This is a genomic window from Lacipirellula parvula, assembly GCF_009177095.1.
GTDB classification, from domain to species: Bacteria; Planctomycetota; Planctomycetia; order Pirellulales; family Lacipirellulaceae; genus Lacipirellula; species Lacipirellula parvula.
Map to the genome: position 1 here is coordinate 6,190,435 of NZ_AP021861.1, position 26,676 is coordinate 6,217,110.

At 63.4% G+C, this 26,676-nt stretch carries 20 protein-coding genes and 1 pseudogene; 13 read left to right on the top strand and 8 right to left on the bottom strand.

Annotation, left to right across the window (positions count from 1 at the left end):
• The first annotated feature begins 190 nt into the window (after positions 1 to 190).
• Genes PLANPX_RS24250 through PLANPX_RS24275 form a run of 6 tightly spaced genes read left to right on the top strand, consistent with a single transcriptional unit; the run spans position 191 to position 4,051 of the window.
• Positions 191 to 1,411, top strand: a complete 1,221-nt coding sequence (locus PLANPX_RS24250; protein WP_152101214.1) for a 2,3-bisphosphoglycerate-independent phosphoglycerate mutase — start codon at positions 191 to 193, stop codon at positions 1,409 to 1,411.
• 37 nt (positions 1,412 to 1,448) lie between these two features.
• The gene (lepB, locus tag PLANPX_RS24255) at positions 1,449 to 2,360 is read left to right on the top strand and encodes a signal peptidase I (protein WP_172992306.1); all 912 of its coding nucleotides are present in this window, start codon (positions 1,449 to 1,451) and stop codon (positions 2,358 to 2,360) included.
• A 46-nt stretch (positions 2,361 to 2,406) separates the two neighbouring features.
• A complete protein-coding gene (locus PLANPX_RS24260) occupies positions 2,407 to 2,625 on the top strand; it encodes a hypothetical protein (RefSeq protein ID WP_152101216.1) in 219 nt (72 codons plus the stop codon).
• Positions 2,622 to 2,894, top strand: a complete 273-nt coding sequence (locus PLANPX_RS24265; protein WP_198421932.1) for a type II toxin-antitoxin system RelE family toxin — start codon at positions 2,622 to 2,624, stop codon at positions 2,892 to 2,894. The genes PLANPX_RS24260 and PLANPX_RS24265 overlap by 4 nt, the downstream gene beginning before the upstream one ends.
• Positions 2,895 to 2,910: 16 nt before the next feature.
• Positions 2,911 to 3,588 carry a J domain-containing protein gene (locus PLANPX_RS24270; RefSeq protein WP_152101218.1) on the top strand — a complete coding sequence of 226 codons (678 nt, stop codon included), beginning with the start codon at positions 2,911 to 2,913 and terminating at the stop codon, positions 3,586 to 3,588.
• On the top strand, positions 3,575 to 4,051 hold the full coding sequence (locus tag PLANPX_RS24275; RefSeq protein WP_152101219.1) for a DUF2809 domain-containing protein: 477 nt from the start codon (positions 3,575 to 3,577) through the stop codon (positions 4,049 to 4,051). Before PLANPX_RS24270 ends, PLANPX_RS24275 begins: the two co-directional genes overlap by 14 nt.
• Positions 4,052 to 4,123: 72 nt before the next feature.
• Here the strand turns inward: PLANPX_RS24275 and PLANPX_RS24280 are convergent, their stop codons facing one another.
• Positions 4,124 to 5,263, bottom strand: a complete 1,140-nt coding sequence (locus PLANPX_RS24280; protein ID WP_152101220.1) for an aldo/keto reductase — start codon at positions 5,261 to 5,263, stop codon at positions 4,124 to 4,126.
• Between the two features lie 360 nt (positions 5,264 to 5,623).
• Here PLANPX_RS24280 and PLANPX_RS28365 point away from each other — a divergent pair.
• Positions 5,624 to 7,213 (top strand): annotated as a pseudogene (locus PLANPX_RS28365) (DUF7453 family protein); the annotation flags it as partial.
• Between the two features lie 115 nt (positions 7,214 to 7,328).
• Here PLANPX_RS28365 and PLANPX_RS24285 read toward each other — a convergent pair.
• The gene (locus PLANPX_RS24285) at positions 7,329 to 8,237 is read right to left on the bottom strand and encodes a glycosyltransferase family 10 domain-containing protein (protein WP_172992307.1); all 909 of its coding nucleotides are present in this window, start codon (positions 8,235 to 8,237) and stop codon (positions 7,329 to 7,331) included.
• Between the two features lie 535 nt (positions 8,238 to 8,772).
• Here PLANPX_RS24285 and PLANPX_RS24290 point away from each other — a divergent pair.
• The 6 genes from PLANPX_RS24290 to PLANPX_RS24315 all read left to right on the top strand — a co-directional run bounded on the left by PLANPX_RS24290 (position 8,773) and on the right by PLANPX_RS24315 (position 15,486).
• Positions 8,773 to 9,471 carry a ferritin-like domain-containing protein gene (locus PLANPX_RS24290; protein WP_172992308.1) on the top strand — a complete coding sequence of 233 codons (699 nt, stop codon included), beginning with the start codon at positions 8,773 to 8,775 and terminating at the stop codon, positions 9,469 to 9,471.
• A 54-nt stretch (positions 9,472 to 9,525) separates the two neighbouring features.
• Complete coding sequence (locus PLANPX_RS24295; protein WP_152101223.1) at positions 9,526 to 10,440, top strand: DUF4394 domain-containing protein; 915 nt, start codon at positions 9,526 to 9,528, stop codon at positions 10,438 to 10,440.
• A 354-nt stretch (positions 10,441 to 10,794) separates the two neighbouring features.
• Positions 10,795 to 11,898 carry a serine hydrolase domain-containing protein gene (locus tag PLANPX_RS24300; protein ID WP_152101224.1) on the top strand — a complete coding sequence of 368 codons (1,104 nt, stop codon included), beginning with the start codon at positions 10,795 to 10,797 and terminating at the stop codon, positions 11,896 to 11,898.
• A 175-nt stretch (positions 11,899 to 12,073) separates the two neighbouring features.
• A complete protein-coding gene (gene msrA, locus PLANPX_RS24305; protein WP_232536233.1) occupies positions 12,074 to 12,727 on the top strand; it encodes a peptide-methionine (S)-S-oxide reductase MsrA in 654 nt (217 codons plus the stop codon).
• Between the two features lie 300 nt (positions 12,728 to 13,027).
• Positions 13,028 to 13,729, top strand: coding sequence for a peptide-methionine (R)-S-oxide reductase MsrB (msrB, locus tag PLANPX_RS24310; protein WP_198421810.1), 702 nt, complete (start codon positions 13,028 to 13,030; stop codon positions 13,727 to 13,729).
• Positions 13,730 to 13,827: 98 nt separating this feature from the next.
• A complete protein-coding gene (locus PLANPX_RS24315) occupies positions 13,828 to 15,486 on the top strand; it encodes a Ppx/GppA phosphatase family protein (protein ID WP_152101226.1) in 1,659 nt (552 codons plus the stop codon).
• 344 nt (positions 15,487 to 15,830) lie between these two features.
• Here PLANPX_RS24315 and PLANPX_RS24320 read toward each other — a convergent pair whose 3' ends face one another.
• From PLANPX_RS24320 to PLANPX_RS24345, 6 genes are all read right to left on the bottom strand, one after another.
• A complete protein-coding gene (locus PLANPX_RS24320; protein WP_152101227.1) occupies positions 15,831 to 16,712 on the bottom strand; it encodes an NAD(P)H-hydrate dehydratase in 882 nt (293 codons plus the stop codon).
• A 150-nt stretch (positions 16,713 to 16,862) separates the two neighbouring features.
• On the bottom strand, positions 16,863 to 17,633 hold the full coding sequence (gene larB / locus PLANPX_RS24325; protein WP_152101228.1) for a nickel pincer cofactor biosynthesis protein LarB: 771 nt from the start codon (positions 17,631 to 17,633) through the stop codon (positions 16,863 to 16,865).
• A gap of 464 nt (positions 17,634 to 18,097) precedes the next feature.
• Positions 18,098 to 18,922: an ExeA family protein gene (locus tag PLANPX_RS24330; RefSeq protein ID WP_152101229.1), complete on the bottom strand. Its 825-nt coding sequence runs from the start codon at positions 18,920 to 18,922 to the stop codon at positions 18,098 to 18,100.
• Between the two features lie 17 nt (positions 18,923 to 18,939).
• On the bottom strand, positions 18,940 to 19,995 hold the full coding sequence (locus PLANPX_RS24335) for a tyrosine-protein kinase family protein (RefSeq protein WP_152101230.1): 1,056 nt from the start codon (positions 19,993 to 19,995) through the stop codon (positions 18,940 to 18,942).
• Positions 19,996 to 20,019: 24 nt separating this feature from the next.
• A complete protein-coding gene (locus tag PLANPX_RS24340) occupies positions 20,020 to 21,315 on the bottom strand; it encodes a hypothetical protein (protein WP_152101231.1) in 1,296 nt (431 codons plus the stop codon).
• Positions 21,316 to 21,609: 294 nt separating this feature from the next.
• Positions 21,610 to 26,589 (bottom strand): protein kinase domain-containing protein, encoded by a 4,980-nt coding sequence (locus PLANPX_RS24345; RefSeq protein WP_232536234.1) that lies wholly within the window; start codon positions 26,587 to 26,589, stop codon positions 21,610 to 21,612.
• Positions 26,590 to 26,676 lie beyond the last annotated feature (87 nt).

A 26,676-nucleotide genomic window follows, 5' to 3' on the forward strand; every position in this document is an offset into this window, starting at 1 on the left:
TTTTCATTCGTCATTCGGATTTCGTCATTCGTCATTTACCCCTAGGTCAGGGCTCGCCTTAGGGCAGCCCGTCTCCATATCCTCCCCATCCCCGCCCCCCCGGCAAGTGCCCCTGCCCCCGGTCGCAGCCGCCCGTTAAAATCACGGGTTCGCTGTTTCCTCACACCCTCCAGCCGATAGTCTGCCCGCCATGGATACCCACGCCCTCACCCGTCAGCTTTTCGTCAAGAACGACTCGAAGATCGTCATGTTCGTCGCCGACGGCCTGGGCGGCCTGCCGCAACAACCGGGCGGGCTCACCGAACTCGAAACCGCGAAGACCCCGAACCTCGACAAGCTCGTGCGCGAAGGCGTCTGCGGCAGTAGCATCCCCGTCGCGCCCGGCATCGCCCCCGGCAGCGGTCCCGGCCACCTCGGCCTGTTCGGTTACGACCCGATCACCTACCTCATCGGCCGCGGCGCCCTCGAAGCGACCGGCATCGGCTTCAAGCTCGAAGAAGGCGACGTCGCTATCCGCGCGAACTTCTGCACGCTCGACGCCGCCGGCAAAATTAGCGACCGCCGCGCCGGCCGCATCGCCAGCGAAGAGTCCGCCCCGCTCGCGATCAAGCTCCGCGAAGTGAAAATCCCCGACGTGCAAATCTTCGTCGAGCCGGTGAAGGAACACCGCTTCGTCGTCGTCCTCCGCGGCACGGGCGCCAACAAGGGCAAGCTCGGCGACTTCGTGCACGACACCGACCCGCAAGTCACCGGCGTCCCGCCGCTCGACCCCGTCGCCGGCAACCCCGAGAGCGAAGCGACCGCGAAGATCCTCAAGGAATTCGTTCGCCAAGCGCAAGAACTCCTCAAGGCCGAGAAGAAGGCCAACGGCTGCACCCTCCGCGGCGTCGCCAGCAAGCCGAGCATCCCCAGCTACGAAGACGTCTACGGTCTCCGCGCCGCCGCGATCGCCGTCTACCCGATGTACAAGGGCCTCGCCCAACTCGTCGGCATGGACATCCTCGGCCACGCGAAGACGCTCGACGAGCAAATGGAAGTCCTCAAAGAGAACTGGGACAAGTACGACTTCTTCTTCATCCACTTCAAGTACACCGACAGCACCGGCGAAGACGGCAACTTCGACGCGAAGGTGAAGCGGACCGAAGAATTTGACGCCGCCGTGCCAAAGATCATGGCCCTCAAGCCGGACGTGTTCATCGCCACCGGCGACCACAGCACGCCGAGCATGCTCGCCAGCCACAGCTGGCACCCCGTGCCGACGCTGCTGTGGGCGAAGAATTGCCGCACCGACGGCGTCGAACAATTCGGCGAACGCGACTGCCTCCGCGGCGGGCTGGGGCAATTCGAGGCGAAGCACCTCATGACGCTGGCGCTGGCGAATGCAGGACGGCTCGGCAAGTACGGGGCGTAGGCATCTAGCCCCGCTTCGCAACTGGGAGGCAACCGCAATGGACGACGCTGAAGCAGAAGCACCAGGCCCCCGCCGTCGGGTTTGGTTGGCCGCTCTGCTCGCGTTGCTCTTTGGTGCAGTGGCGCAAGTTTACTGCGGGCGATTTCAGCGCGCTTTGGCAATTTATGCGCTAACTTGGCTCGTACTACTCCTAGCGAACGCCGCGTTGCTCTGCTTGCCGTTCGGGCGGCTTGCAATTACCGCTGGCTTCGCATCCGTTGCGGGAGTTTATCTGTTCGTTTTGATCGATGCGATTCGCCTGGCTCGCAGCGATTCACGCGCCCCGCTGTGCAAATACCAGCGATGGTGGGTCTATCTCCTCCTCATCATCGCCAGCGGAACAATTTCGGAACTAGTCCTGCGATTGAACAGAGAGTATTGGTCGGAAGCATTCGTTATGCGCGTCGGCTCGATGCGCAACTCACTCCTGGCGGGCGATCGATTCATCGTCGATAAGCTTCCGCTGTATTCGAGACCTCCGCAGCGAGGCGAGATCGTCGTCTATCGTAGCTCGGGCGAGGGACGCCCAGTACTCTGCCACCGAGTCGTCGGGCTGCCTGGCGACGAGGTCGAGATTCGCGATGAACAACTCCTACTGAACGGCGAACCAGCGAAGGAAGAATATGCACTCTACGACGGCGAACGGCGCGACTACGACATCCTCAATAACTTCGCCGCACAAACAGTTCCCGCCGGGCATGTCTTTATCCTCGGCGACAATCGCCGCAACGCCAAAGACAGCCGCGTCGACGGCTTCGTTCCCATCGACGACGTCCTCGGCGTGCCCAAGCTAATTTTCTGGTCCCGCGAGCACTCACTCTCGCCGCCGAGCAACCCCAGGGAAAGCCGTGAGCCGGTGGAGACATGGGGGCCGATGCGTTGGGATCGGATCGGCCAACGTTTGGACTAGTCGCGGCGCCACCGTCTTACGAAAAAGCATCTGCTATAATTCATTCATGACCAAAACCCTCCAAGAAGCCATCGAACGCTTGCAGCAGATGCCGGAGGATCGGCAAGACCTCTTGGCCAGGCTCGTACTTCATGAAATCGACGAAGACGAGAAATGGGCGAAGTCGACCGCAGCGAACGTCGACAAGCTACGCGGCCTGATCGGGGAAGTGCTGCAAGCCGATAGCCGTGGCGAATGCGAACCGCTCGACCCGGATCGCCTGTGACGTCCAAGCTGCACGCCTCATTCCGCCGTGATTTTGCGAAGCTCCCTCGCGACGTTCAACAGCGAGCACGGGCGGCTTACCAACGTTTCCAAGCCGATCCGAATCATCCCAGCTTGCAATTCAAGCGATTACACGCCACGCTGCCGCTGTGGTCAGTTCGCGTGTCCGATTCGTATCGAGCCGTCGGCATTCGCCAGAACGACGACGAGATCGTTTGGTTCTTCATCGGCACTCACGCCGAATACGATCGGTTGCTGGCCAGCCTGTAATTGGAGGTGATACACGTTGCCTGATCACGACCACCGCCCCGAGTTCATGGTCACCCTCGGCCTGGCGCCCCCCTACGCCATCGAGGACGTCATGCAGGCCTATCGCGAAAAGGCCCGCGCGACGCATCCCGATCGCGGCGGGTCGACTGAAGCCTTCAACGCCGTTCATCAAGCCTTCGAGCGGGCGCAAGCCTATCTCGAATTTCGCCAAGACCGCCGCGGGTGGATCGCCGGAAAGATGGCTCGATACGCCGCGTTGCAAGACGCCATCGCGCGGCTTGAGCAACTCGGCGCCACCGTCACGGCGTACTCGCCCGAATGGCTGGAGAATTCCTACGGCGACTTCGCTCAACTCACTGAGCACGTGACGACGATCCGCTTCGCCGATTCGACCGACGCGACGCGGTTCATCGACGCCCTCGCCCACAGCTACCCGTCGCTCCGCGAACTCGCCGCACTTGAGCTCCCCGGCTGCCGGCTCAGTGACGACGACGTGATGCACCTCAGCATCTTCCAACAACTCCGCCGCCTCGACCTCTCGCGCACGCCGATTACGAATCGATCGCTCGCCGTGGTTGACGCGATCGAATCGCTGCGCGAGCTAAACCTCGACGGCACGAACGTCGGCTGGTGGGCCAAGCGCGGAGCGGCCTCGCAGCTCGCGCGACGTAAGGCAGCCGATGAGGTTGGTTAACGAAGGTCATCCAGCGCCGCGCTCGCGCATCCTTACCGCCGTCTTGCTGGCCGCTACCATCGCACTCGGACTCACATCGCGCCACTACGGCGAGCAATTGCCGCCGTTCATCGCCGCGTATGCCGGCGACGCCCTGTGGGCGACAATGGTCTACTGGCTGGCAAGCATCGCGTGGCCCCACGCGAGAACGACAACGCTCGCCGTGATCGCTTATGGCGTCTCGTTCGCGGTCGAACTGAGTCAGCTCTATCACGCCCCCTGGATCGACTCGATCCGCGCCACCCGCCTCGGCGCGCTCGCCCTCGGCCACGGTTTTCTCTGGAGCGACCTCGTTTGCTACGCCGTCGGCGTGGCTCTCGCGTCACTAATTGACTTGGCCTTGTTGTCTCTCGCAAAGCCGCGAAGACGCAAAGAAAACACAGAGAAGATGAAAGACGACAGAACGAACCCAGAGCAATTCTGAATTACTTTCTTTGCGTATCCTTTGCGCCTTCGCGCCTCTGCGAGCAACTCAAGGCACTGCCGACAAAGCAAACTAGGCCTCGCCCGGTACGGCCGCCTCTTTCGCAATCAACCCATCCCGCCGCAGCGACTCCCAAAACTCCGCCGGGATCTCTACCTGCAACGACTTCGCATTCGCAATCGCCTGCTCCGGCGTCCGCGCGCCTGGGATCACTGCAGAAACGACCCTCGGCGCATTCGCGAACTGCAGCGCCGCCGTTCGCAAGTCGATCCCATGTTCCGCCGCCGCGGCCGCGAGCTTTTCCCGCTTCGCCGGCGCCCACTCAGGGATCGTGCCGCCATAGAGGTAACGTTCACGCCCGGCGAGATAGCCCGCCATCAACGGCGCTCCCACGACCACCGACACGCCTTTCTTTTCCAACGTCGGCAACGTCTTTTTCGCCGCTTCGTCATGTTCAATCAGCGAATACTGCGTCGCAAGCAAAAACAAATCGGGGTCGGCCACTTCCGCCGCCCGCAGCGCCGGTTCGGGGCGATTGACGCCGAAACCCCACGCCTTGATGAGCCCCTCGTCGCGCATCCGCGTCAGCTCGGGCATCGCCCCCTTCTTGGCCACCTCAAAATACTCGGTCCACTTCTCGCCCATATCGCCGTTGTCAGGCGACAGGTCGTGGATGAACACGATGTCGATCTGCGACACGCCGAGCCGCTGCAAACTATCTTCGATCGACCGCCGCACCCCGTCGGCCGTGTAGTCGTATTCGAACGCAAACGGCGACGGCTCCTTCCACAGCGAAGGTTTCGGCTTCTCGCTCGTCGCCTTGAAGATGCGGCCCACCTTCGTCGACAGCACATATTCTTCCGGCTGGTGATTGTGCAAAAAGTGCCCCAGCCGCCGCTCGCTCAACCCGTAACCGTAAAACGGCGACGTATCGAAGTACCGCACGCCCACCGCCCACGCCGCTTCGAGCGCCGCCTGCGACTCTTCATCCGTCGTCGGGGCGAAGCCATTGCCGATCGCGACGCAACCGACGCCGACGCGATACGGCGGCCGATACTTCCCGCCGCTCTCCTTGTTCGTCGGCAACGGCCCCTCGATCAGCTTCCCCTTGGTCGGCATCACCGAACCTTCGCCGCTGGCGAGCAAATCAGCGGCGGCGAGAAACGTCGTTCCCGCGGCAGCGGTCGACATGAAATGGCGGCGAGAGAGCATGGCAAACTCCTGGTGGCGGGAAGATGAGCGCTAATGCAGTGCAAGCAATTCGCCTGATGCAAACAGAATCCCGAATCGCTGAAGCGGTTACAACTTGAACATTCAACTTGACGCCTCTCCCGCGCCGGCGCCAGCCCCGGCTTCATAGCTAGTTCCGACATTAATCAATGAAGAGCGGACTCGCTATTGACTCAACAGCGACGCAATGCCGCCCGCTAAACTGCGGCTGCAACAGCTATCAACCAATGTTATGATACGATTAACCAGAGAGACTCAGGCCGCGAACGCCAGTCCACCGCGCCTTCGAGGGGCCTAGGCTGGACGTACTTCAATGTCATTCGACCCGTGTGAGCGACGCCAATGCGATTGCCGGTCAGCCGCCCCTTCATCCGCCTGGCAGCAGCCCCCCTTTGGCTGCTGTGCGTCGCCTCTCTATGTCACGGTCAGAGTACGATCACGCCAATCGCTCTGCCGTTCGATCTGACGACTCCAGCGCCAGACGGCGCCTACTGGACTGAGCTACGCACGCCATCGATCGACAACCAGGGCGGCATCGCCTTCCGCGGCTATGTGAACGACAAGTTTGAGAACGGCGGCATCAACTCGGCCTATCGAACGTCCAGTGGAAACTACATCGCCCGCGCTGGCGAGCAAGCGCCGGGTCTTGCCCCGGGCGCTCGGTTCCTATCGATCGCGAATCTGCAAATCAGCCCCGGCGGAGCCGCTGGGTTTCTGGGGTACATCGAAACAGGTCCTTCCACATGGTCCTCTGGAATCTGGGCGGAGAACCCCAACGGCGAACTGCGGCTGGTTGCCCACAGCGGGACGCAAGTTCCCGGAGCTCCTGCCGGCACGACATGGTCGCCCTTCAACGACGCCATCGCAGACAATGCCATGATCACCCTGTACGACAAGGGTTCGGCGCCGTTTGTGATCAATGCACGAGGCGAGACGGCGTTCTACGCTCAGCTCGACCGACCAGGCGCCCCGCAGTCGGTGGAGGGTGTGTGGTCGGAGGGGGGCGGCGTCGGACTGCGACTTCTTGCCGGTACAGGCACGAGCGTGCCGCAGTACTCGCCGGGAGCGACGGTGGTCGGCATCCCATCTCCCTGGGACTCCGTGCGCATGAACGACCATGGCCAATCGGTCTTGGTCGCCGCCGTCGCGGCTCATGAACTCGGGATCGGCGGCGGAGTCGGCGTATTCATCGACGATCCAGTGCAGGGGCTTGTCATTGCAGCGAAGAGCGGCCAACAAGCTCCCGGATTGCCGAATGCGCAGTTCGCGAGATTCTCAATGCCAAGCCTCAACAATGCCGGGCAAGTCACCTTCCTCGCGCAGCACGTCCAAGGTCTTTCCGCAGAGGAAGGCGTTTGGGCCGGGCTGCCCGGCGATTTGCGCCTCGTCGCCCAAACTGGAGACGCAGCCCCCGGCGTCGACGGCGTTTTCGCAGACTTCAATCCAACGCTCAGCATGCCTGCGGCAGCGCGGCCGGTCATCAACGGGCAAGGGCAAGTCGCCTTTACCGCCCGCATCGCTGGCCCCGGTATCGACAAATCAAATGACAGCGGAATCTGGCTCCGCGATCTTGCCGGAAATTTGCAACTCGTCGCTCGGGAAGGCGACATTGCTATCGGCCAGGAGGTTCTAGGAGACGTTACTGACTATTCGGGAAGCCTCATCCTCAATAATCGCGGGCAGGTCGCTTTCGGAACATACAACGCGCTCTGGGCCACCGACGTCGCCGGCAATCTCCACAACATCGCCCAAGCAGGCGACTTCCTGCCTAGTTCTAACAAGTCGATCCATTTCGGAATGGGTCGCTCCACCGGCAATCAAGATGGCGTAGGATCAAGTTTCAACGACCGTGGAGAATTTGTCTTCTTCTCGTACAATGAAGGCTATCGCACCGGCGTTTACCTATCGACGGCCGTCGCGATCCCTGAACCCTCTGCAGCGACGACGGTTCTCATTGGATGGACGTTGCTGGCACTGCAACAACGACGCAGAGAACAAAAAGGGGACATTCTACTTTTTTTTAAAAAAGTAGAATGTCCCCTTTTTGTCACGCCGCCTTGCGCCGCTTCGCCGACGGCAGCGCCGCCCGCCAGTCGAGAATCCGAAAGATGTGCCGATTCCGCACCGGCCCGCTCACCGAAAGAATCCGCTCGAACGCATCAAGCACGTTCTCGCGCCGCACGAACTCGTTCACCTCGTTGCCGTGGTACCACGGCTGCCGCAGGTACTCGCAGTAGAGCGCATCGTCGCGATCGATTTCGATGACGCGATCGACGAGCGCTTCGAGGCTGCCGTAGTCAAAGTAGTTCACGAAGCTACGCGGATTGAAATCGAGGTGCACTAGCGGATTGCCCCAGTAGATCGGCAGGCTCTCCGCCATCATCGGGTGCACGATCTTCTCGGTCGTGTACCCCGGGTACGAATCGTTCTCGAACGCGATGGTGAACTTGTAGCGGCTCATGAACTCGCGCTTGTTCGCCACGCGGCCGCCGATGTTGTTCATCAACTTGCCGCCCGAATCGACCCGCTTGTATTTCGAGAGCAGCTCGAAGAACTTGTTCCGCGTCTTGCACTTCGGGTTCGAGTAGATGAAGTTGCAAAACGACGTCTTCTGCGCGAGGATCCGCTCGGCGGCGACCTCGCCCTTCACGAGCATGCCGGGATCGCCGTACCAGGCGTACAGCGGCAGCCGATAGTGCTCCGCGCGATCGACGAAGTCGAACGTGAACGCGAAGTCGCATTCGCGAAAGTTCGGCCGGCAGTTCTCGCCAGTGTAGAAGATGCGCGTTCCGGTCCGTCGCCGGAACGTGTTCCCAAACCCTGAATAGATCAGGAAGTCGGGCTGCTCTGCGATCTCAATCTCGTAGTGCGGCGAGAGCAGGTGCGTGAAGTAGTTGTTCTGGGGGCGGAAGATGCCCCAAAAATCAGCGTAGTCGAGTCGTATGCGCGGCTTCATTTTCAACATCCCAGAGAAGGCGAGAAATGTACTGGCCGTTGCGCACCATCGCAACAGCAAGCTGGCACGCTAGCACCAGGATGGGCACGACTCAGAAAGTTCCTCGCGCATTCTTCGGCCGTCGGTCGTTTCCCTTGTCAACTGTAACGCTCACGCAAAGCGACGCGTCGCGTCGCCATTGTCCGATCAGCTTGTTATCGAGTCGCTTCAACAGATCGTTGTGGAATCTGCGAAGTTTCCACATCCAACGAACGCGATGAGTCGTATTGCTCTTAGAGTCACGAAACGTCGCCAGTTAGTCGGTCGCACGAAGTTAGTCGCACGCTTCGCTTCATTCTCGACTCGCTACGCCAAAGGAACGCCGGCAATAGGCGTCCATGCGTTCAAGATGAACGCCCGTTGCGCACGGGAGCGAGTCGTTTCATTTGATCAGGTCGGAACCGCCGGGCGCCGTTCTGCGCTCAGCTTCTGCACGGTGCAGGGTTGGCATTCGCCATCTGCTGTTCGTCATTACACGTCCATTCTGGAGAGTATCATGTCGGCTTCTCGTGAAAATTGCCTCGAAGTCCTCGCCGCTGCGGCGGATAGCGACAAACTGGCGGCCGTCGAACGCCGCCGCTTCCTCCGCACTGGCGGCATCGCGGCCGGCGCCGCGCTCGTCGGATTAGTCGCCCGAGACGCCGACGCCCAGAGTGCGACGCCTCCCGCCGGTCCTCGTCAGCAGATGGCGCTCGTACGCCGCCACGAAAACGACCATGTCGCGTTCTTGCTGAATGGACTCGGCGCCGCCGCCCGTCCGAAGCCGACGTTCCAGAACCTGCAGCAGCCGAACCTCAACGCCTTCCTCACCGTCGCCACAGCCCTCGAAAACACAGGCGTCGGCGCGTACCTCGGCGCTGCTCCGGCGATTCTCGATGCCAGCTACTTAGGCGCTGCTGCTTCCATTGCGCTCGTCGAAGCGCGTCACGCCGGGTTCTTCAACAGCTTCCGTTCGAAGCCGATGACGCTGAATGCCTTTGGCATGGAACTCTCGTTCGACGCCGCCTTTACGCCAGCGCAAGTCGGCGGCGCCGCCGGATCGTTCATCGCGAGCCTCAATGGCGGCCCGCCGCTCGACTACAGCTCAACCCGCTCGGCGTCGAACGACGTCGCGATCCTCAACTTCGCCCTGGCCCTCGAGTACCTCGAGGCCGATTTCTACAACATCAACGTCCCGCTGTTCTACGGCGTATAGTCGTCGCGCCGCTGGAATCGAATATCGCACCGAAATCTCTGGGAGTTGCTCCACATGCGTCATACGGTACTAGTACTCGCACTCGCGCTTGGCATTGCGCAAACCGCGGTCGCCGAGCCAATCGTCGCCCTCACGGCGACGAACCAGCTAATCACCTTCAATAGCACGTCGCCGGGGACGCTCGGCTCCACGGTCGCGCTCACGGGACTGATCGCCGGCGACTCGCTCGTCGGCATCGACGTCCGGCCGGCAAACAACACGCTCTACGGCTTCGCCGTGAGCGCCGCCGGCGCCAGCCCGCCAACCGGTCGCGTCTATTCGATCAATGTCGGCACGGGCGTGGCTACGTTGGCCGCAACGCTCGCCGCCGATCCGGCTGACGTGACGCCGCCCACGCCATATAGCTCAATTAGCGGGACGTACTTCGGGGTTGATTTCAATCCCGTCGCCGATCGCCTGCGCGTCATTAGCGATACGGGGCAGAACCTGCGAATCAACGTCGCCACCGGCCTGACGCAACTCGACGGCGCGATCGCGTACGCCGCGAGCGACGCCAACGCCGGCACGCCCGCGCAGATTTACGCCTCGGCCTACACGAACAGCGTCGCCGGCGCCGCGACCACGACGCTCTACAACCTCGACGGCGCCCTCAGCACGCTAGTCACCCAGTCTCCGCCAAACGACGGTACGCTGAATACTGTCGCGCTGACGAGCCTCGCCGTGTCGCCCGACTCGGCGTTCGACATCTCCGGCCAAAGCGGCACGGCGTTCGTCGTGCTCGACGGCGGAACGCTCGGCTCGCTCAGCCTCGCCACAGGCGTCGTTACGGATCTCGGAACCATCGGCACCGTTGGAGCGATTGCCGATATCGCCGTACTCGCGGTTCCGGAGCCGACCGCGATAGCGCTGATTGCGGTAGGTTGCTGCGGCATTTTAGCGCAACGCGGCCGACGCCGCGTCTCCCGCTGAGTTCAGCTCCGATGCTGCGAGCACGGCGCCGACTCCCTTGACCGGTGCAATTCTCCGGCAGATTCGACTTCACGATAATCCCCCGCTAGGCAACGCCCGTCACCCGCGAATGAGCGGATGGCGGGCGTTTGTCGTTGGCCTGCGCGCCCTCGCTGAGGCTCGCGTCAGCCCTCCCCCAGTTGGATGCACCGTGAAGAATCTCTAAACTTTCCTGTTGAAAGCAAGGCTCTCGATTCGGGAGAATGTTTCTAGCAGCTGTCGGAGCGGCATACCAAGCTTCTGATAGTTCCTACCTGCCGTGAGCGACCAACGGGTTCCCGCTCCTCACCACGCGACACCAGACTCAATCCACACATGATCTGCCGACTCACTTCCCCGCTGGTCGCCGCCGCGACCCTCACGATGCTCCTCGCCCTTTCTATGTCAATCGCGACTGCTCAGATCATCGAAGCCTCCCCCGAACTCATTAAGAAGGTCGAAGCCGCCCTCCCCGACTCCCCCGGCGCCTCGGTGCTGGCGATCGACGACGGCAAAGTGATCTTCCGCCACAGCTACGGACTCGCCGACGTCGAGAACAACGTTCCTTGCACGCCAACCACCAACTTCCGCATGGCGAGCGTCTCCAAACAATTCACCGCCACGGCGATTTTAATGCTCGTCGATCGCGAGCTCATCTCGCTCGACGATCCGCTCACAAAGTTCTTCCCTGGCTTCCCGGAGTACGGCGAAGAAATCACGGTGCGGCACCTCCTCACGCACACTTCCGGCATTCCCGACTACGAAGGTCTCGTGCCGAAGGGAACCACGCTGCAACTCAAAGACCTCGACGTGTTGCAGTTGCTAATGCAAACCGACATCCCGCTGTTCGAACCCGGGGCGAAGTGGCAATACTCCAACTCGGGCTACGTCCTGCTGGGCCTGATCGTCGAACGCGCTTCGAAGACGCCTTTCGAAATTTTCATGAAAGACGACGTCTTCTCGCCGCTGAAGATGACCAACTCCAACGTCTTCCAGCACGGCCTCAACGTCGTGCCGGAGCGCGCGTACGGCCATACGAAGCAAGACGGCAAGTGGGTCCGCGCCGACCAAAGCGTCACCAGCGCCACCCGCGGCGACGGCTGCGTCTACACCTCGGTCGACGAATATGCCAAGTGGCTTCGCGGCCACGCCGAGCGGCGCCTCCTCAGCGGCAAGTCGCACGATGCCATGTTCTCGCCCCAGGTGAAAACCTCCCGCGGCGACAGCAGCTACAGCTACGGCTGGTTCCTCGACGAGTACCGCGGCGAGGAACGCATTCATCACAACGGCGATTCCCGCGGCTTCCGCCTCTGCTCGCAGGTTTACCCCGATCGCATGGCGGCGGTCATTCTGCAGTTCAATTGCGATCTCCAGGAGCCGACGATTCCCATCGGCGAGCGGATCTCCGACATCCTGATTTTCGATCGCGAAGCGAAGTGACCAGCCCTGCCCCAGCGAACCAAGCGGGATTCCGCCGCGTAGAATCGTCGCGGCTCACTCTCCGTCCGATCAATCCAGTACAATGGGATTCCCTCTCACCCCAGGGTCGCCTCCGGCGTCTTCGATGGTTACGAGCAATCTCTCTCGGCGGATCACGCTTCTTGGATTGATCGCCTTGACCGGAGCGTTCGCCCCTGCGGCGGCTAACGCCGAACCCGTCGACAAGCCGGCAAAGGCCAGCCCCGCGTCGGCAGACAAAAAGGAGAAGAAGTTGGAAGTCGCCACCTTCGGCAACGGATGTTTCTGGTGCACCGAGGCCGTCTTCGAGGAACTCAAGGGAGTCGAGTCGGCCGTCAGCGGTTACAGCGGCGGTCGCGTTCCCAACCCCACCTACGAGCAAGTCTGCACCGGCGCCACCGGCCACGCGGAAGTCATTCAAGTCACCTACGATCCCGAGGCGATCAGTTTCCCGGAATTGCTCGAAGTCTTCTGGATGACGCACGATCCGACGACGCTCAACCAGCAAGGTCCGGACCACGGCACGCAGTATCGCTCGGCAGTTTTCTACCACAACGACGAGCAACGCAAAGAGGCGGAGTACTACAAGCAACGGCTCGACGAGTCGGGCGCATTCAACGCCCCGATCGTCACCGAGATCACCGAGTTCAAGAAGTTCTACCCGGCGGAAGATTACCACCAGCAATACTTCGAAGCGAACCCGCGGCAACCCTACTGCCGCGCGGTCGTGAAGCCGAAGGTGATCAAGTTCCGCAAAGCGTTCAAAGACAAGTTGAAGGTCAACGACAAGTCGCACGACGAAGAGGAATAAGCTCCCGACCATCAGCCCCGAAGGGGCGACATGATGTAGCCAGGGGCGTCAGCCCCTGGTTGGCAGCGTCATGATGATCTAGAGCCCCCTGAGGGGCGACACAACTCCCGAATGTTGTTGCGAGCTATGCCGCCCCCACGGGGCTGCGAAGCTGTTCGCCCGATAACCAGGGGCTCGCGCCCCTGACTACACGACTCGGCCCCTCCGGGGCCAACACGGCCAAGAATTCATGCCGCTAACCTGTGCATAATTGATTACATGAATTCGAGACCACTCGCCGCCCAACGGAGCGTTCGTTCAATGTCCAAACTAGCATTCGCATTCGTAGCAATCCTAGGACTCGGCGCCATGGTCACGCTGGCCACCGCCCAAGAATCGCAGGCTGACAAAGCCGCCGCGAAGGACGCCAAGGAAGCCAAGGAAGCCAAGGAAGCCAGCGAAAAAGAAGCCGCGGCCGCCGCCGCGAAGGCCGAAGCCGAGGACCCCGAAAGCGTCGATTGGACCCAAATCGACTGGGGCAAACGGCTCACCCGCCTCCAGTATCGCATCATGCGCGAAGCCGACACCGAGCGCCCCTTCCGCAACGAATTCTGGGACTTCTTCAAACCAGGCGAATACCGCTGCGCCGGCTGCGGGCTCCCCCTCTTCGAAGCCGACGCCAAGTTCGATTCGGAGTGCGGCTGGCCCAGCTTCGACAAAACAATCGCGAAGGATACGGTCACCGAACACATCGACCACAAGATGCAGTACCCGCGCACCGAAATTCGCTGCCGCCGCTGCGAAGCCCACCTCGGCCACGTCTTCAACGACGGCCCGACGAAGACCGGCCTGCGCTACTGCCTCAACTCGGCGTCGATGAAATTCGTCTCCGAGAAGCAGCTCGACAAGGAGATCAAGACGGCGAAGGAGAAGGGCGCCAAGCCGAAAGCAAGCGCCCCCGCGGAAACCGCCGAGAGCGATAAGACCGGTGCGACCGTTGAAACCGGGGCCGAGAAGCCGTAAAACCACGGCTCAGGTTCTCTGCCGCGAACGTACAATGGAGCTAGCGGCAGGCCGAGCGATCGGCTGCAACGGAATGTCCACCGAGCCCGCGCTAGCGCATGAGTGAGCAACAAACGTATCTGGCCCCCGACGTCGTCCCGCGCCTCGCGGCGATCGACATCGGGAGCAACAGCATCCGCCTCGTCGTCGCCGAGGCCCAAGCCGGCGGCCGCTATCGCATTCTCGACGAAGAACGCGAAACCACCCGCCTCGGCCGTTCGCTCGCCGCCCACGGCGATCTCGACGCCAAATCGATCGAAGATTCACTGACAGCGCTCCGCCGCTTCAAGTCGATCGTCACCGGCTTTGGCGTCGAAAGTTTCCGCTCGATCGCCACTTGCGCCGTCCGCGAAGCGACCAACGGCGCCGAATTCTGCCGCCGCATGCAGGAAGAACTCGGCCTCGAAATCGAAATCATCGACGCCGACATGGAGGCCCACCTCGCCTTCGAGAGCGTCCGTCGTCGCTTCGATCTCGCCGGCAAAAACACCGTCCTCGCCGACATCGGCGGCGGCAGCACCGAAATCGTCCTCGCCAACGGCGAACTCGTCGAAGCGGTCTACGCCACCCAGCTCGGCGCCGTGCGCCTCGCCGAAAAGTATGGCGGCGAACTCACGACTGACGAACAGTTCCTGCCGCTCAAACGCTGGATCGATCGCGAGCTTCGCCAGACGACCGAAAAGCCCGCCGCCCCGCTTCACTTGCTGATCGGTTCCGGCGGCACCTTCACCAGCCTCGCCAGCATGCTGATGGCCAGCCGCGGCCTCTCGCGACTGCCGGCCGCCGGCTATCGCGCCTCGCGGGCCGACGTCTGCCACCTCATCGACCGCCTCCGCAAGATGAAGCCGGAGGAACGCAAAGCTACCCCCGGTCTCAACGCCGATCGCACCGACATCATCATCCCCGGCCTCGCGGTGATCGACGCCCTGATGCGCCGCTTCCGCGTCAACACGCTGCAAGTCCACGCCTACGGCGTCCGCGACGGCCTGCTGCTGACGATGATCGATCAGATGCAAGGCACCAGCGCCGCCTCGGCGCCGAGCCACGACGAACAAATCGATCGGTTCGCCGAAGCGTGCGGCGTGAACATGATTCACTCGCGGCACGTCGCAAAGCTCGCCGGCGAAATCTTCGCCGGGCTCGCGCAACTCTACGAACTCCCGCCCGGCGATCGCCGACTGCTCGAAGTCGCCGCCCGCCTGCAAGACGTCGGCTACCTGATCAACTACGAAGGCCACCACAAGCATTCGTACCATCTCATCCTCCACAGCCGCCTCGAAGGCTTCCGGCCGGAAGAATTGGAGATCATCGCTAACGTCGCCCGCTACCACCGCGGCTCGCCGCCGAAGAAGAAGCACGAAAACTTCAGTGAGCTGACTGAGCCCGATCGCCTCCGCGTCCGTCAGCTCGCCGCGATCCTCCGCGTCGCCGGCGGCCTCGACCGCAGCCACAACCAAACGATCCGCGAAGTGAAAGTCGACGGCGCCCCCGGCCAAGTTGTCCTCACGGTCAGCGCCAACGAATACCCCGAAGTCGACGTCTGGGCCTGCCGTCGTCGCGCGGAGCTATTCGAAGAAATCTTCACCGCAAAGCTAACGGTGCAGTGGGCCGGCCAATCAATTACCGCCGAAATCACCGCGCCGCCGGCCGCAGCGAATGGAGCGGGGACAACCGCTCGCAAGAAAGCGCCCGCGAGCAGCGCGAACAAGTCGGAATGAGCCCGTTCTCCCTAGCCCCGGGCTCCGCCCGGGGGTGAGTCTCCATCCCGGTCGACACCGTCGCGTCTAACTGCCCCGTCAGCGATGGAGCTTTTCAAGTGCCGGCTTCGCGATAATGAATGTTCTGGCTCCCTCCCCCTTGAGGGGAGGGCTGGGGAGGGGGTGGAACTCTGGTACCCGCCGCCATCACCCCTCCCTAACCCTCCCCCTCAAGGGGAGGGAACCTCAGAGGGCATGTTGGTATGAGTCGCCTGACGCGACGATTTATCCCAATATCATCTTATTTTCAGCTCATTCTTCATTCGCGAAGATTCGCGTAATTCGCGGTTACGAATTTCTCAATTTCAACGAGCCTGAAACGCCGCTGGCAGGTACCCCACCAAATCACTCGCTATGAGAGAAACCTCCCCCAACTCCTTCGCCGCCAAATCCCCCGCCAACCCGTGCAGGTGCATCCCCAACCGCGCCGCATCCCACGCGCTCAACTTCTGGCCGAGCAGCCCCGCAATCACGCCCGTGAGGCAATCGCCCGAACCGCCGGTCGCCATGCCGGGATTGCCCGTTCCGTTGACCGCGTAGCGATTACCATCGCCCACCAGCGACTGGTGGCCCTTCAGAATCACGACCGTCTGCCCGCTCGGATCACGGCGACACAACTCGCCGACTGCCTGCGCCCGCTCGGCAAGTGAGCCCCCCGGCGCCACGCCGGTCAGCCGCGCGAACTCGCCAGGATGCGGCGTCAACACCCGCGGCCCCGCCGGCTTCGCCAGCGCCTGCGGATTCCGCTGCAGTGCGTGCGACATCGCATTGAGCGCATCGGCGTCGACCACCATCGGCCGCGGCACGTCGCGATAAAGCTGCGCGACGAGCTCCGTCACCCCTTCGCTCTGCCCGAGCCCGGGGCCCAACGCCCACACGTCAAAATGCTCGCGGGCCGCCAGCATGTCGACGACGTTCGCATAGTCGAGCAGCCCGTAGTCGTCTTCCACCAGCGGGATCGTCATGAAGCAAGGACTAAACCCCGCCACCAGCGGTTGCGTCGACACGGGCGTCGCGATCGAGAGGAGACCCGCGCCGCTTCGCAGCGCCGCGAGCCCCGCCATCGCCGGTGCCCCCGCCATCCCGCGCGACCCGCCGACAATGATCAGCCGACCAAAATCGCCCTTGTGAGCATCCCGCTCCCGCGGCGGCAAAATCGGCAACGGCTCGCTCGTGACGTCGTTCATGCAAGTATCCTCTTACGCTGCCGGCAGCCGGCTTGGCCATGATGAATGTTCTGGCCCCCTCCCCCTTGAGGGGAGGGCTGGGGAGGGGGTAGATCGCTGGTACCAGCTTCATTCACCCCTCCCTAACCCTCCCCCTCAAGGGGAGGGACCTCATGATTTAGTAGCCCGCGTCGCCACAATCCCGGCCAGGTACCCGGCCTTGAACCCCGCATCAATGTTCACCACCGCGACGTTTGCCGCGCAGCTATTGAGCATCGACAGCAGCGCCGCGACGCCGCCGAAGTTGGCGCCATACCCCACGCTCGTCGGCACGGCGAAAATTGGACAAGCCACATGCCCGCCGACGACGCTCGGCAGCGCCCCCTCCATCCCGGCGACGACGACGATCGCATCGCAGCTGACAAACTCCGCCAGCCGCGCCGGCAACCGATGCGGCCCGGCCACGCCCACGTCTTGAATCAACCGCGTCTCGACCCCCATCCAGTCGAGCGTCTCGCGCGCTTCCTCTGCCACCGGCAGATCAGTCGTCCCGGCCGAAATCACCGCCACGCTCCCGCGCGAGCCCGCAGGCTTAGCCATCGGCGAATCGATGCGCACCGTGCGAGCCGTCTCGTTGTATCGCAGCCCGGCGAACGCCAATTGCAACTCGGCCGCCTTCGCCGCATCGACCCGCGTCGCCAGCACCGACTGCTCGCGCTCCAGCAACTGCCGAGCAATCGCCGCAATCACTGCAGCCGACTTCCCCTCGCCATAAATCACTTCGGGAAACCCGCACCGCGCCGCCCGATCGACGTCGACGGTCGCCGCCTCGGCAGCAGCCGACGCCTGCGCTTCGATGGCCGCAAGCGACACGAACTGTTCCAGATCACATTCGCCGGCAAGCAGCTGGCGAGCAAGTTGGCGAAGCTGTTCAGAGGACATGGCACCAGTCTACCCCCTAGCCCCGGGCTCCGCCCGGGGGTCGCTTTCCATCCCGCTAAACGTCGCGAGTCGCAACGCCCCCCGAGCAGAGCCCGGGTCCAAAACGCGGCGAGGAACAGCGATACACGCTATGCACTCACCGTCACCAGGGTGGCAGAAAATCGCGCGAGACTTCGAGCCATGCATTTGCTAGGTTGCACTTACCGCCTAGCGCCGTCACACAACGGTCAACGCATTACGTTGCGCGGACTTCACCGTCACGTAGGGCCATCAACAATATGTCGCGAGATCTGTCGCCCACGACGCGCGCCTAACGCCTTGCCACGCGACAACTTACGAATTGTGTCGCCAAAAACGCGAACAGCGACAAAAAGCACCAGCCGCGGGTCAACGACCCGCCGGAGCGACCCAGGCACAGCGTCGCCCTCAAGCGACCAACGAAAAGAGAACGACCGTCAGCCAAATCAAGCCGCCATCGGCACCGTCACCAACTCGCCATGAATCGCATGCAGCGACTCCGCATCGATCGTGTGCTGCCCGTTGGCGAACCCGACAAGCAGCGCCAAATCGCACAGCCGGTTGATCCGCCGCGGCACGCCGCCGGTGAGCTGATGCACCGTCTTCAGCGCATCGGCCGCGAAGATTTCGCGGGTGGCGCCGGCCGCTTCGAGGCGATGCGTCACATAATCGGCGGTTTCGCTCGCCGACATCGCCGGCAGCAACACCTTGATATCCATCCGCTCGTCGAGCGCGCCGTGCCGCTGAATCATCGGCCCGAGCGTCGGCTGCCCGACGAACAACAACGTGAACGGAGGAGCGCCAATCGGTCCAAGATTCAGGAGCAACCGCAACGGCTCGAGCAGGCCGCTGTCTTCCAGCAGGTGCGCTTCGTCGATCACGACGACCGCATGCCGCTTCCGCGCCACGTTGTCGGCGAGAATGTATTCCAATCGCCGCAGGCTTTCCTCGATCGTGTACCGCGGCGGATCGGCCGGCGGCGCGCCGAACTGCTCCGCGAGATACACCAAGAGGTCACGCTCCGTCATCTGCGGAAACACGACCCGCACGAACGGCTGGAACTGTTCGCTCAGCTGTTGCCGCAATGTTTCAACGAGTAACGTCTTGCCGACGCCGGCAGCGCCGGCGACCAGGCCCGCCGCGCGTCCATTTTCGATCGCGTAACGGAGCTTGTTGATCGCCGACTGGAACGCGGCTCCGCGATAAAACGTTTGCGAATCGCAGCCAGGTTCAAACGGCTTCGCGTCGAGTTGCCAGTAATCGAGGTACATGTCGGCTCGCGGTGGTCTTAGGCGGCGCGGAGTTGATTCTCGACGACGCCGAGGCAAATCGTCGCCAGTTCAGGCGCGGACTGAAGTAGCTGCTGGGGCTGAGCGGCGCCGCGTCCCGAGGCGACCAGCGCCCCGTCGAGCCGGCACTGCTGAATGACGCGACGAGCAATCGGCCCTTGCAGCCGCTCGCTCACGACGCCCAGGTCGAACAGGACAATGTCGTAATGATAACGCAACACGCCCGCGGTAACGGAAGCATGAATCGATTCAAGCCGGCTCGCCGCGCCGACGCCGCCGGTCGCGAGCGGCAACAGCGACAGCCGATCGCTCAATGAGTGGACGACGCCCTCGGCCAGCGACACGTTGCCGGCGAGCACGTCTTCCCAGCCGACGGCCGCGGCAAGTCCCAAGTGGCTCGCGAGACCCGGCTTCAGAAAGTTCGCGTCGACGACCGCCACCGTTTTGCCCGTCTCGATGAGCAAGCGAGCCAAACAGCAAACAAGCGTTGTGCCGCCAGCGCCTGCTCCTTGCGAGCCGATGCCGATCAGGCTGCGGCCGTCGTCATCGGCGGCAAGTATCGCCGCCAACGCCGGCTGCAGATGCGGTCGACAACGAAACATCAACTGCTCGTCGACCACCGGCCAGCGGAACGAGTCAACCTCAAGCGCCGGCTTGAAGCGGCCTTCAACGGTCGGCGTCGACTGAGCAAACGTCGACAACGGCCGACGCTGGCGGTTGGTTTCGCTTGGCTGCGGCGCAGCGACTGGAGCCGCTGCAACTGCTTCAGCAACCGACGGAGCGGCGAATGTCGGAACTGGAACCGATGCAAAAACTGGCTGCGGCTGCGATTGAGCAGGTGGGGCTTGGTACGGTGCACGCGGAGCAACAGGACTCGCAGTGACACGTTGCGGCTGCGCAACGGCTGCTTCGACGATGCTGACGGCGGCGTAGTTGTTCGGTGCTTCCGGAACACGCGGCAACGGCGCAGCTGGCGCAGGCGCGCGGCTGGGAGCGGCGATGGCCGGTTCGTCGATTTCGTAGGCGCGAATAAACGCCTGGTCGATGGCGCTCATGGCGGCGCTCCTTCAGTGAATCAATTAGCGCGGCGGTTGCGGCGGATTGAACGCCGGACCAAGCGATCCAGCCACGGCCGGCGCGGCGCCGTTCTGTTGCGGAGCCACGAGCGAGAAATCAAGCGGCGGATAAGGCGTCGTCGGATACGGCGAAAGTGAGCTGGCAGCCGGCGTCGCAATCGGCGCGAAAACGTGTGGCTGCACTGGCGCGGTCACCACGGGCGGAACGACGGCCGCCGGCTGCGATTGCACTTCAGGCGTCGGCTGCACGATCTTCGCCGTCACGTGCGGTTGCGTTTCGGCAACTGGCGGAACTTGCGGCGCCGCTTGCCCGATGGGATGCGAATTCAGGTACTTAGCAATCGGATCGGCCGCGGCTTCCGCTTCGGCGCTGTTCGTCGCCGGCTGCTGAGCCTCCGCGGCTGGCGCCGGCGCGACGCCATTGACCTCCGGCTTTGGCGAAAGATCGAGTGCCGGCGTCGTCGGCAGCGGCGCGGCGAATGTTTCGTTGGGAGTCGAAGCCGACGGCACGGCCGTTGAGATCGGAGCTACCGACAGCGGCCGCGCTTCGATGACAGGAGTCGGAACGTCGGCAATCGTCTCCTGCGGCGCCGACTTGCTACGACCGAACGTCGCGACACAAATTCCGCCGGCGACAAGCAGCAACGCGCTGACCGCGATCAGCCCGACCTGCGGCTTTCGCGACGTATGCCACTCGTAGAACTGAGCGGCAAATGAATCATTGCGATGCTGGAACGCGAACTCCTCGGCCCGCCGCGGTTGCGGCGGATCGAAGCGGCGATGCTGCTTCGGCGCGGCCGGACGGAGCGTCGGAAGCTCCGGCTCGCTCGCCGGGCGCTGCCGACGGTCGAGCATCGGCATCTCGGTGGCACGCATCTCAGTGGCATAGAGCGGCCGCTCGGGCGCCCACGCGTCGCTCGCCGGTTCGGTCGGCATGCGGTGGAGCGCGATGTGCGGCGGTTCAGCGACCGCTTCGTTGCGCGGCGTCGCTGGATGGAGACGGCGGTTCGGCGCGGCGGCTTCGACGTACGGCTCGCCCTGCGGCAAGTTTGGATCGACGATCCGCAACTTCGGCAGCGGAGCGTACTCCATCGCCACGTCGTCGGCGGCGAGCACTGGCGGCGCGTAAGGCCGCGGCGTCGAGTCGACGAATGGCAAGATGTCTGTCGGCGCCGACGAGGCTGCGATCGGCAGCGGCTCGTCGCCCACCCACGGCAGCTGTGCCAGCACAGGCCACTTCACGATCCCCGCGCTGTCGCCAAGCGAGTCGTAGCCGGTGGTTGGTGGATCGTGGCTCACGCGGCAGCTGCGAATGGATGAGGTGATCAGTCGCGGAACGCCCCGCTGGCGCCGTTGGGCGCACGACGAGACGATTCCCCTTGGAGTATCGGAAGGGGTTGGGTAGTTCTTGAGGATTGTCGCGAGAGTGCCGCGACGAGAGAGAGCGCCAGCATGAAGAAGACCTTCAAAATGGGGAGCGCATCTTGTGGGAGGCGTCTCCGACGCCGATTCCGCTCACCACTTCAAAGCACCGCGACCTTGCTAGCGGCTTCGGGATCGGAGATCCCTCCCACAGAATTGCTAGCAGCGCAACTAGGGCTTCGCAGCCTGTTCGCCGCCCCAAGGCAGCGTCGGCCAAAGCAGCGTCCGCCCGTCGCGACCGCTAGTGAGCGCTTGGCTCCCATCCGGCGAGAAGCTCACCGAAGTCACTTCCTCGCCATGCCCGGCGAGCGTGAGCAGCTCTTTGCCGGTGGCGGCATCCCACAGCTTCACGCCGTTGTCTTCGCTGCCTGTGATCGCCCGCCCGCCGTCGGCGGTGAGCGCCACGCTGGTGATGGCGCCGGTGTGGCCGGCCAGCGTCTGGCGCTGTTCGCCGGTGGCCGCGTCCCACACGATCGCCGTATTGTCATCGCTGCCGGTAATGATCCATTTTCCATCGGCCGAGTAATCTCCGCTACGCACGGCCCACTCATGTCCGGCGAGCGTCAGCAGCAACTCGCCGCTCGCGGCGTCGTATACCCTGCCCGTCTTGTCCTCGGCCGAGACGAGCACGCGCGTCCCGTCGGGCGAGAAGACGGCTTGCCGAAACCGCATCTTGCCATCGCCGAACTTCGGCTCGAGCGGAGCGCCGTCGGCCGCGTTCCAGAGCCGCGCGGTGCCGTCGTCGCTCGCCGTCAGCACCTTGGTTCCATCGGGCGAGTAGCGAACGCTGTTGATGAAGCCATCGTGCAGCGCGTCGATCTTGGCGACGACGTTGCCGGTGGCGCGATCCCAAATCTTGGCCGAGCGATCCCAACTGCCGGTCACGACTCGCTTGCCGTCAGGCGAAAGATCGGCCGACGCCACGACGCCATGCGGGCTAAAGCGAACTTCCAGCTCGCGGCTATCGAGATTGAAGATGCGAGCGTCGTTACCGCCGATCGACAGCACGCCGCGATCATCGGGCGTGAACCGTGCGGCCCACACGAGCCCGCCGTCATCGCCGAGATTCAGCCACGGCTGCGGCTTGCCCGATGCCTCGTCGCTGACCGTCAGCTCAGTCCCATCAGCAAGATTCCAGAGTCGCACCGTCCCATCGGCGGAACAAGCGGTGACAGCCAATTGTCCGTCGCTCGACAAGTCGATCGAAGTAAACGCCGTCTCGGGCGTCGGCGACTCCATCGTTTGCAGCAGCTTGGCGTCGGCGAGCGACCAGAGCCGCAGCTTGCCGTCGTCGCACGAGGTGAGCGCGAGCTTGCCGTCGGCGCTGACCGCGACGTCGGTCACCCACTCAGGGTGCTTCAGCACGCCGGCGCGAATCTCCTTGCCGGTGGCGACGTCCCACTGGCCGCAGGTGTTGTCGCCGCTGGAGGTAATCAGCCTAGCGCCATCGTCGGCGAACGTCATCGCCGTGATCGTGCGGCTATGGCCGCGAAGCCAATCACCCGCTTGCCAAGTTTTGCTGGCGGGATCGAAGCGCCATAAGCGAGCATGTCCTTGATCGTCACCGGTAGCGAGCAGTTGGCCGTTGGGTGCGAACGCGACGGCCGTGACTTCTGCTTGATGGCCATCGAGCGTGGCCAGCTTATCGCCGCTGTTGGCGTCCCAGACGATTGCGGAACCGCCCGCGCCGCCGGTAGCGATCAGCGAACCGTCGCCGCTCACCGCGAGCGCCGCCGTCCGTCCGGTATCGTCAAGCCGCAGATTCTCGGCGCCGGTCGCCACGTCCCACAACCGCACGGTACCGTCGCCGGCGCCCGTAGCGAGCCGCGAACCATCGGCGAAGAACACGGCCGAACTCGCGAGGAAGTCGTGCCCCTCGGCCAGTTGCTCCAATCGCCCAAGCGACGCCGCGTTCCACACCGAAGCGCTCCGATCGGCGCTCGCCGTGACAATCTCCGAACCATCTCGCGAGAAGCGCGACGAGAGGATCGCGTAGCGCGAGTCTTCGTCACCGCCGTCGAGCGGACGTTGCTCCGCATAGGCGGCGGGCCGCCAGAGCTTGATCTGGGCATCGCGACCGCCGGAGAGAAGCTGCTGTCCGTCCGCCGAATAGGCGAGGCTGCGGACATGGCTCGCGTGGCCGCGGAGTTGCTTCAGCGGTTTCGCCGCAGCGAGATCCCACACGACAATCACGTTGTCTTGCCCGCCACTGGCAAGCGTTGCGCCGTCAGGTGCGAACGCGAGCGTGCGGACCGGTCCGCGATGGGCGAGCAACTCCGTTTCGTGCGCCGGCGGATCCGCGGAGCCGTCGAGTCGGCGTGCGATGTCGATCCCCTGCGCTTCCGTTGGATCCCAGAGCAAGACTTTGCCGTCGTACCCAGCCGTGGCGATGCGATCGCCAGCAGGCGAGAAGCGGGCCGCGTAAACGGGGCCGCGGTGACGCGTGAACTCGGTCCGTTGTTTGTATTCGCCGCTGGCAGCCGTGCTGTCCCGCTGCCAGACGATTGCCTTGCCATCTTGCCCCGCGGTGACGATCTGCTTGCCATCGGGCGAGAACTCGGCCGACCACACCCACCACGTGTGGCCACGCAGCGTTTGCATCTCTTTGCCCGTCGCGAGATCCCACAACCGCGCCGTGTGATCGTAGCCGCTGGTGAGCAGGTAGCGGTCGTCGGGCGAGAAGCGGACGCTGAGGATCGCGTCCTCGTGGCCAACAAGTTTGGCAAGGAGCTTGCCGTCGGCGACGCTGTAGACGTTGACGACGCCGTCGCTGCCGCCTGCCGCGAGGCGGGCGCCGGCGCCGTCATAGGCGACGGCGTGCACATACTCCCCTTGCGGCAGCTCATGCACTGGCTTGCCAGTCTGCAAATTCCAAATGGTCGCTTTGCCGTCCCAATCGCCGGTCGCGACGTGCGTCGCATCGGGAGCGAACGCCGCAGCGTCGATCGGCGCCGAGTTTTTCCACGAGCGTTCCGCAAGATTGCAAAGATAGTCGAGACGGCCCCACTCCCAACCGCGGAGTTCCGGCGGGCACTGAGCAAGCAGTTCCGCAGCGCGGTCGAAGGCGCCTTCGTCGATTTTCGCCTTCGTCAGCCCGATACGGGCGACGTATGCGGCGTATTCTTCAGCATCTTGAGCTTTCTCGGCGGCGATGGTGGCCGCCTCCGCTTTTTGCCGCTGTTCGACGGCAATGGCGAGGTTTTCTTTTGCTTCGCCTTCTGCGTTCGTCGCACGGACAGTTTCTTTCTCGGCACGATCGCGTGCCACCTCGGCCTTCGCGAAGTTCTGCTTCGCCTCATCCTCGGCGGCGACCGCGCGAATTCGTTGCGACACCGCCTCATCGCGTTGCGAACGAACTGCGACGAAGGCGATCGAAACAATGCCAATGACCGCTGCAATGAGCGCCGCCACGGCGCCCTTCAGCAGCTTAATCCGCCTCTGCCGCGATGCCCGCTCCGCGAGGCCGCGGCGCAGTTCGACGAGCGTCTCGCGATGCGATTCGCGTTGTTCGTCGAGCAGCGAAACGCCAAGATCGTAGTCGCCCTTGGCCAGCGCAAGCCGAGCGTAGTCGATGCGGGCCGAATCGAGCAGCGCGGCCGCCCGATGGTTGCCGATCCACAAGACCAGCGCTTCTTCAAGCCCGTAGTTTGCTCGCGCGTATAGCTCGTAGTCTTGCTGCTCTGCGGCCGCCTTCAGGTGCCGCTCCGCATGCTCGACCAGATGAATGCTTTGCGAGTGCGACTGGTAGTCGCGAACAGCCTGCTGGAACTCCGGCACGGTCGCGTGCCGCTCGGCCGGGTCGGTCGCCATCGCCTTCATGGCGATGTCCATCAGCTCGCCGTTGCGATCGGTGGCGATGATTTGGTTCTTCGCGGCCGAGAAAAGGCACGCCATCACCGTCTTGCCGCTGTGGGGCGGCTTGCCGACGATCGCTTCGAACAAGATCGCGCCGAGCAAGTACACGTCGCTGGCGGCAGTGATTTTCTCGATCGGCCCGGTCGCCATTTCAGGCGCCATGTAGGCGGGCGTCCCGCCCATCGCATCCGATTGCGAAACGCTCGCCGCGTTGGGGAAGTCGGGACTCACCCGCGCGAGGCCCCAGTCCATCACCAGCACTTCGCCGAAGTCGCCGAGCATGATGTTCTCGGGCTTCAGGTCGCGATGGATGACGCCGTTCACATGCGCAAATGCCACCGCGTCGGCGGCTCGCAACAGAATCGTCAGGTTCTCGTCGAGCGAACGCTCTTTGATCACTTTGTTCCACGGCGTCCCCTTCACTCGCTTCATCGAGTAAAAGAGGGCCCCGTCGTTGTTGGCGCCGAGGTCGTAGATCGGGACGATGTTCGGGTGGTCGAGTTCGCCGGTGACGACCGCTTCGGAAATGAACTTCTCGCGTTGGGCGGCGTTCTTGCTATCCTCGCCCTTGAGCATCTTGAGCGCGACGGTCCGCGCAATCGACGATTGCCGCGCCGCGTAGACGACGCCCATGCCGCCTTCGCCGATAACGTTTAGCAGTTCGTAGTCGGGGGCGTCAGCCGGCGACATCGTCACCATGCTCGTGGCCCCGCTCGTCCGCACGTTTCGCGACTTGACGATCAGCGACGAGTTGCTGATGAACGAGCCGTTGATCGTTTCCTTTTGCTTGATCGTCACATTGGCGTCGGACGAACCGCCGGCAACGGTCCCTTCCCAATGCGACGTCAGCGAGCTCTCGTCGATTGCCGACGAGCCGCCGAGGAACTGAACCGTTTGCTCGGCGTTGAATGCGACCGTCTTCGGGCTCGACTGTTCATCGTCGGTGAGCTCAAGGCTCATGCTGCTCAGTTCGAGCGACGCGATCGTCTCGCTTGACGAACTGCCGGAACCGGGCGCGGGCAGCTCGATGGTCATCTCGTTGCTGCGCCGATTCGCGTCGGACTCTTCTTCCGAGAGAAACCACTCGCCAGCGCCCGACGACGGCGGCTTGCCGACTTTGCCGACGTCGGCGATGGTTTGCATGTTGCCCGAGTCTGGCCGCGGGGCGTCGCCGGTCCACGTCGCTTGCGAACTCTCGGGCGCCTTGCCCGTCTCGGAGATGTTCCGTCGCGGAAGTTGCCGCACCACCGCGCCGCACGATGCGCAACGGCCCGCCTTCACGGCAGCGTCGTCCATCTCACGTTGGCAGTTGGGGCAGGCAGACATCGGCTAATTGGCAACGAACACGAGTCGAAGCGGGCTGGTGGAACCGGGCCGCGGGCA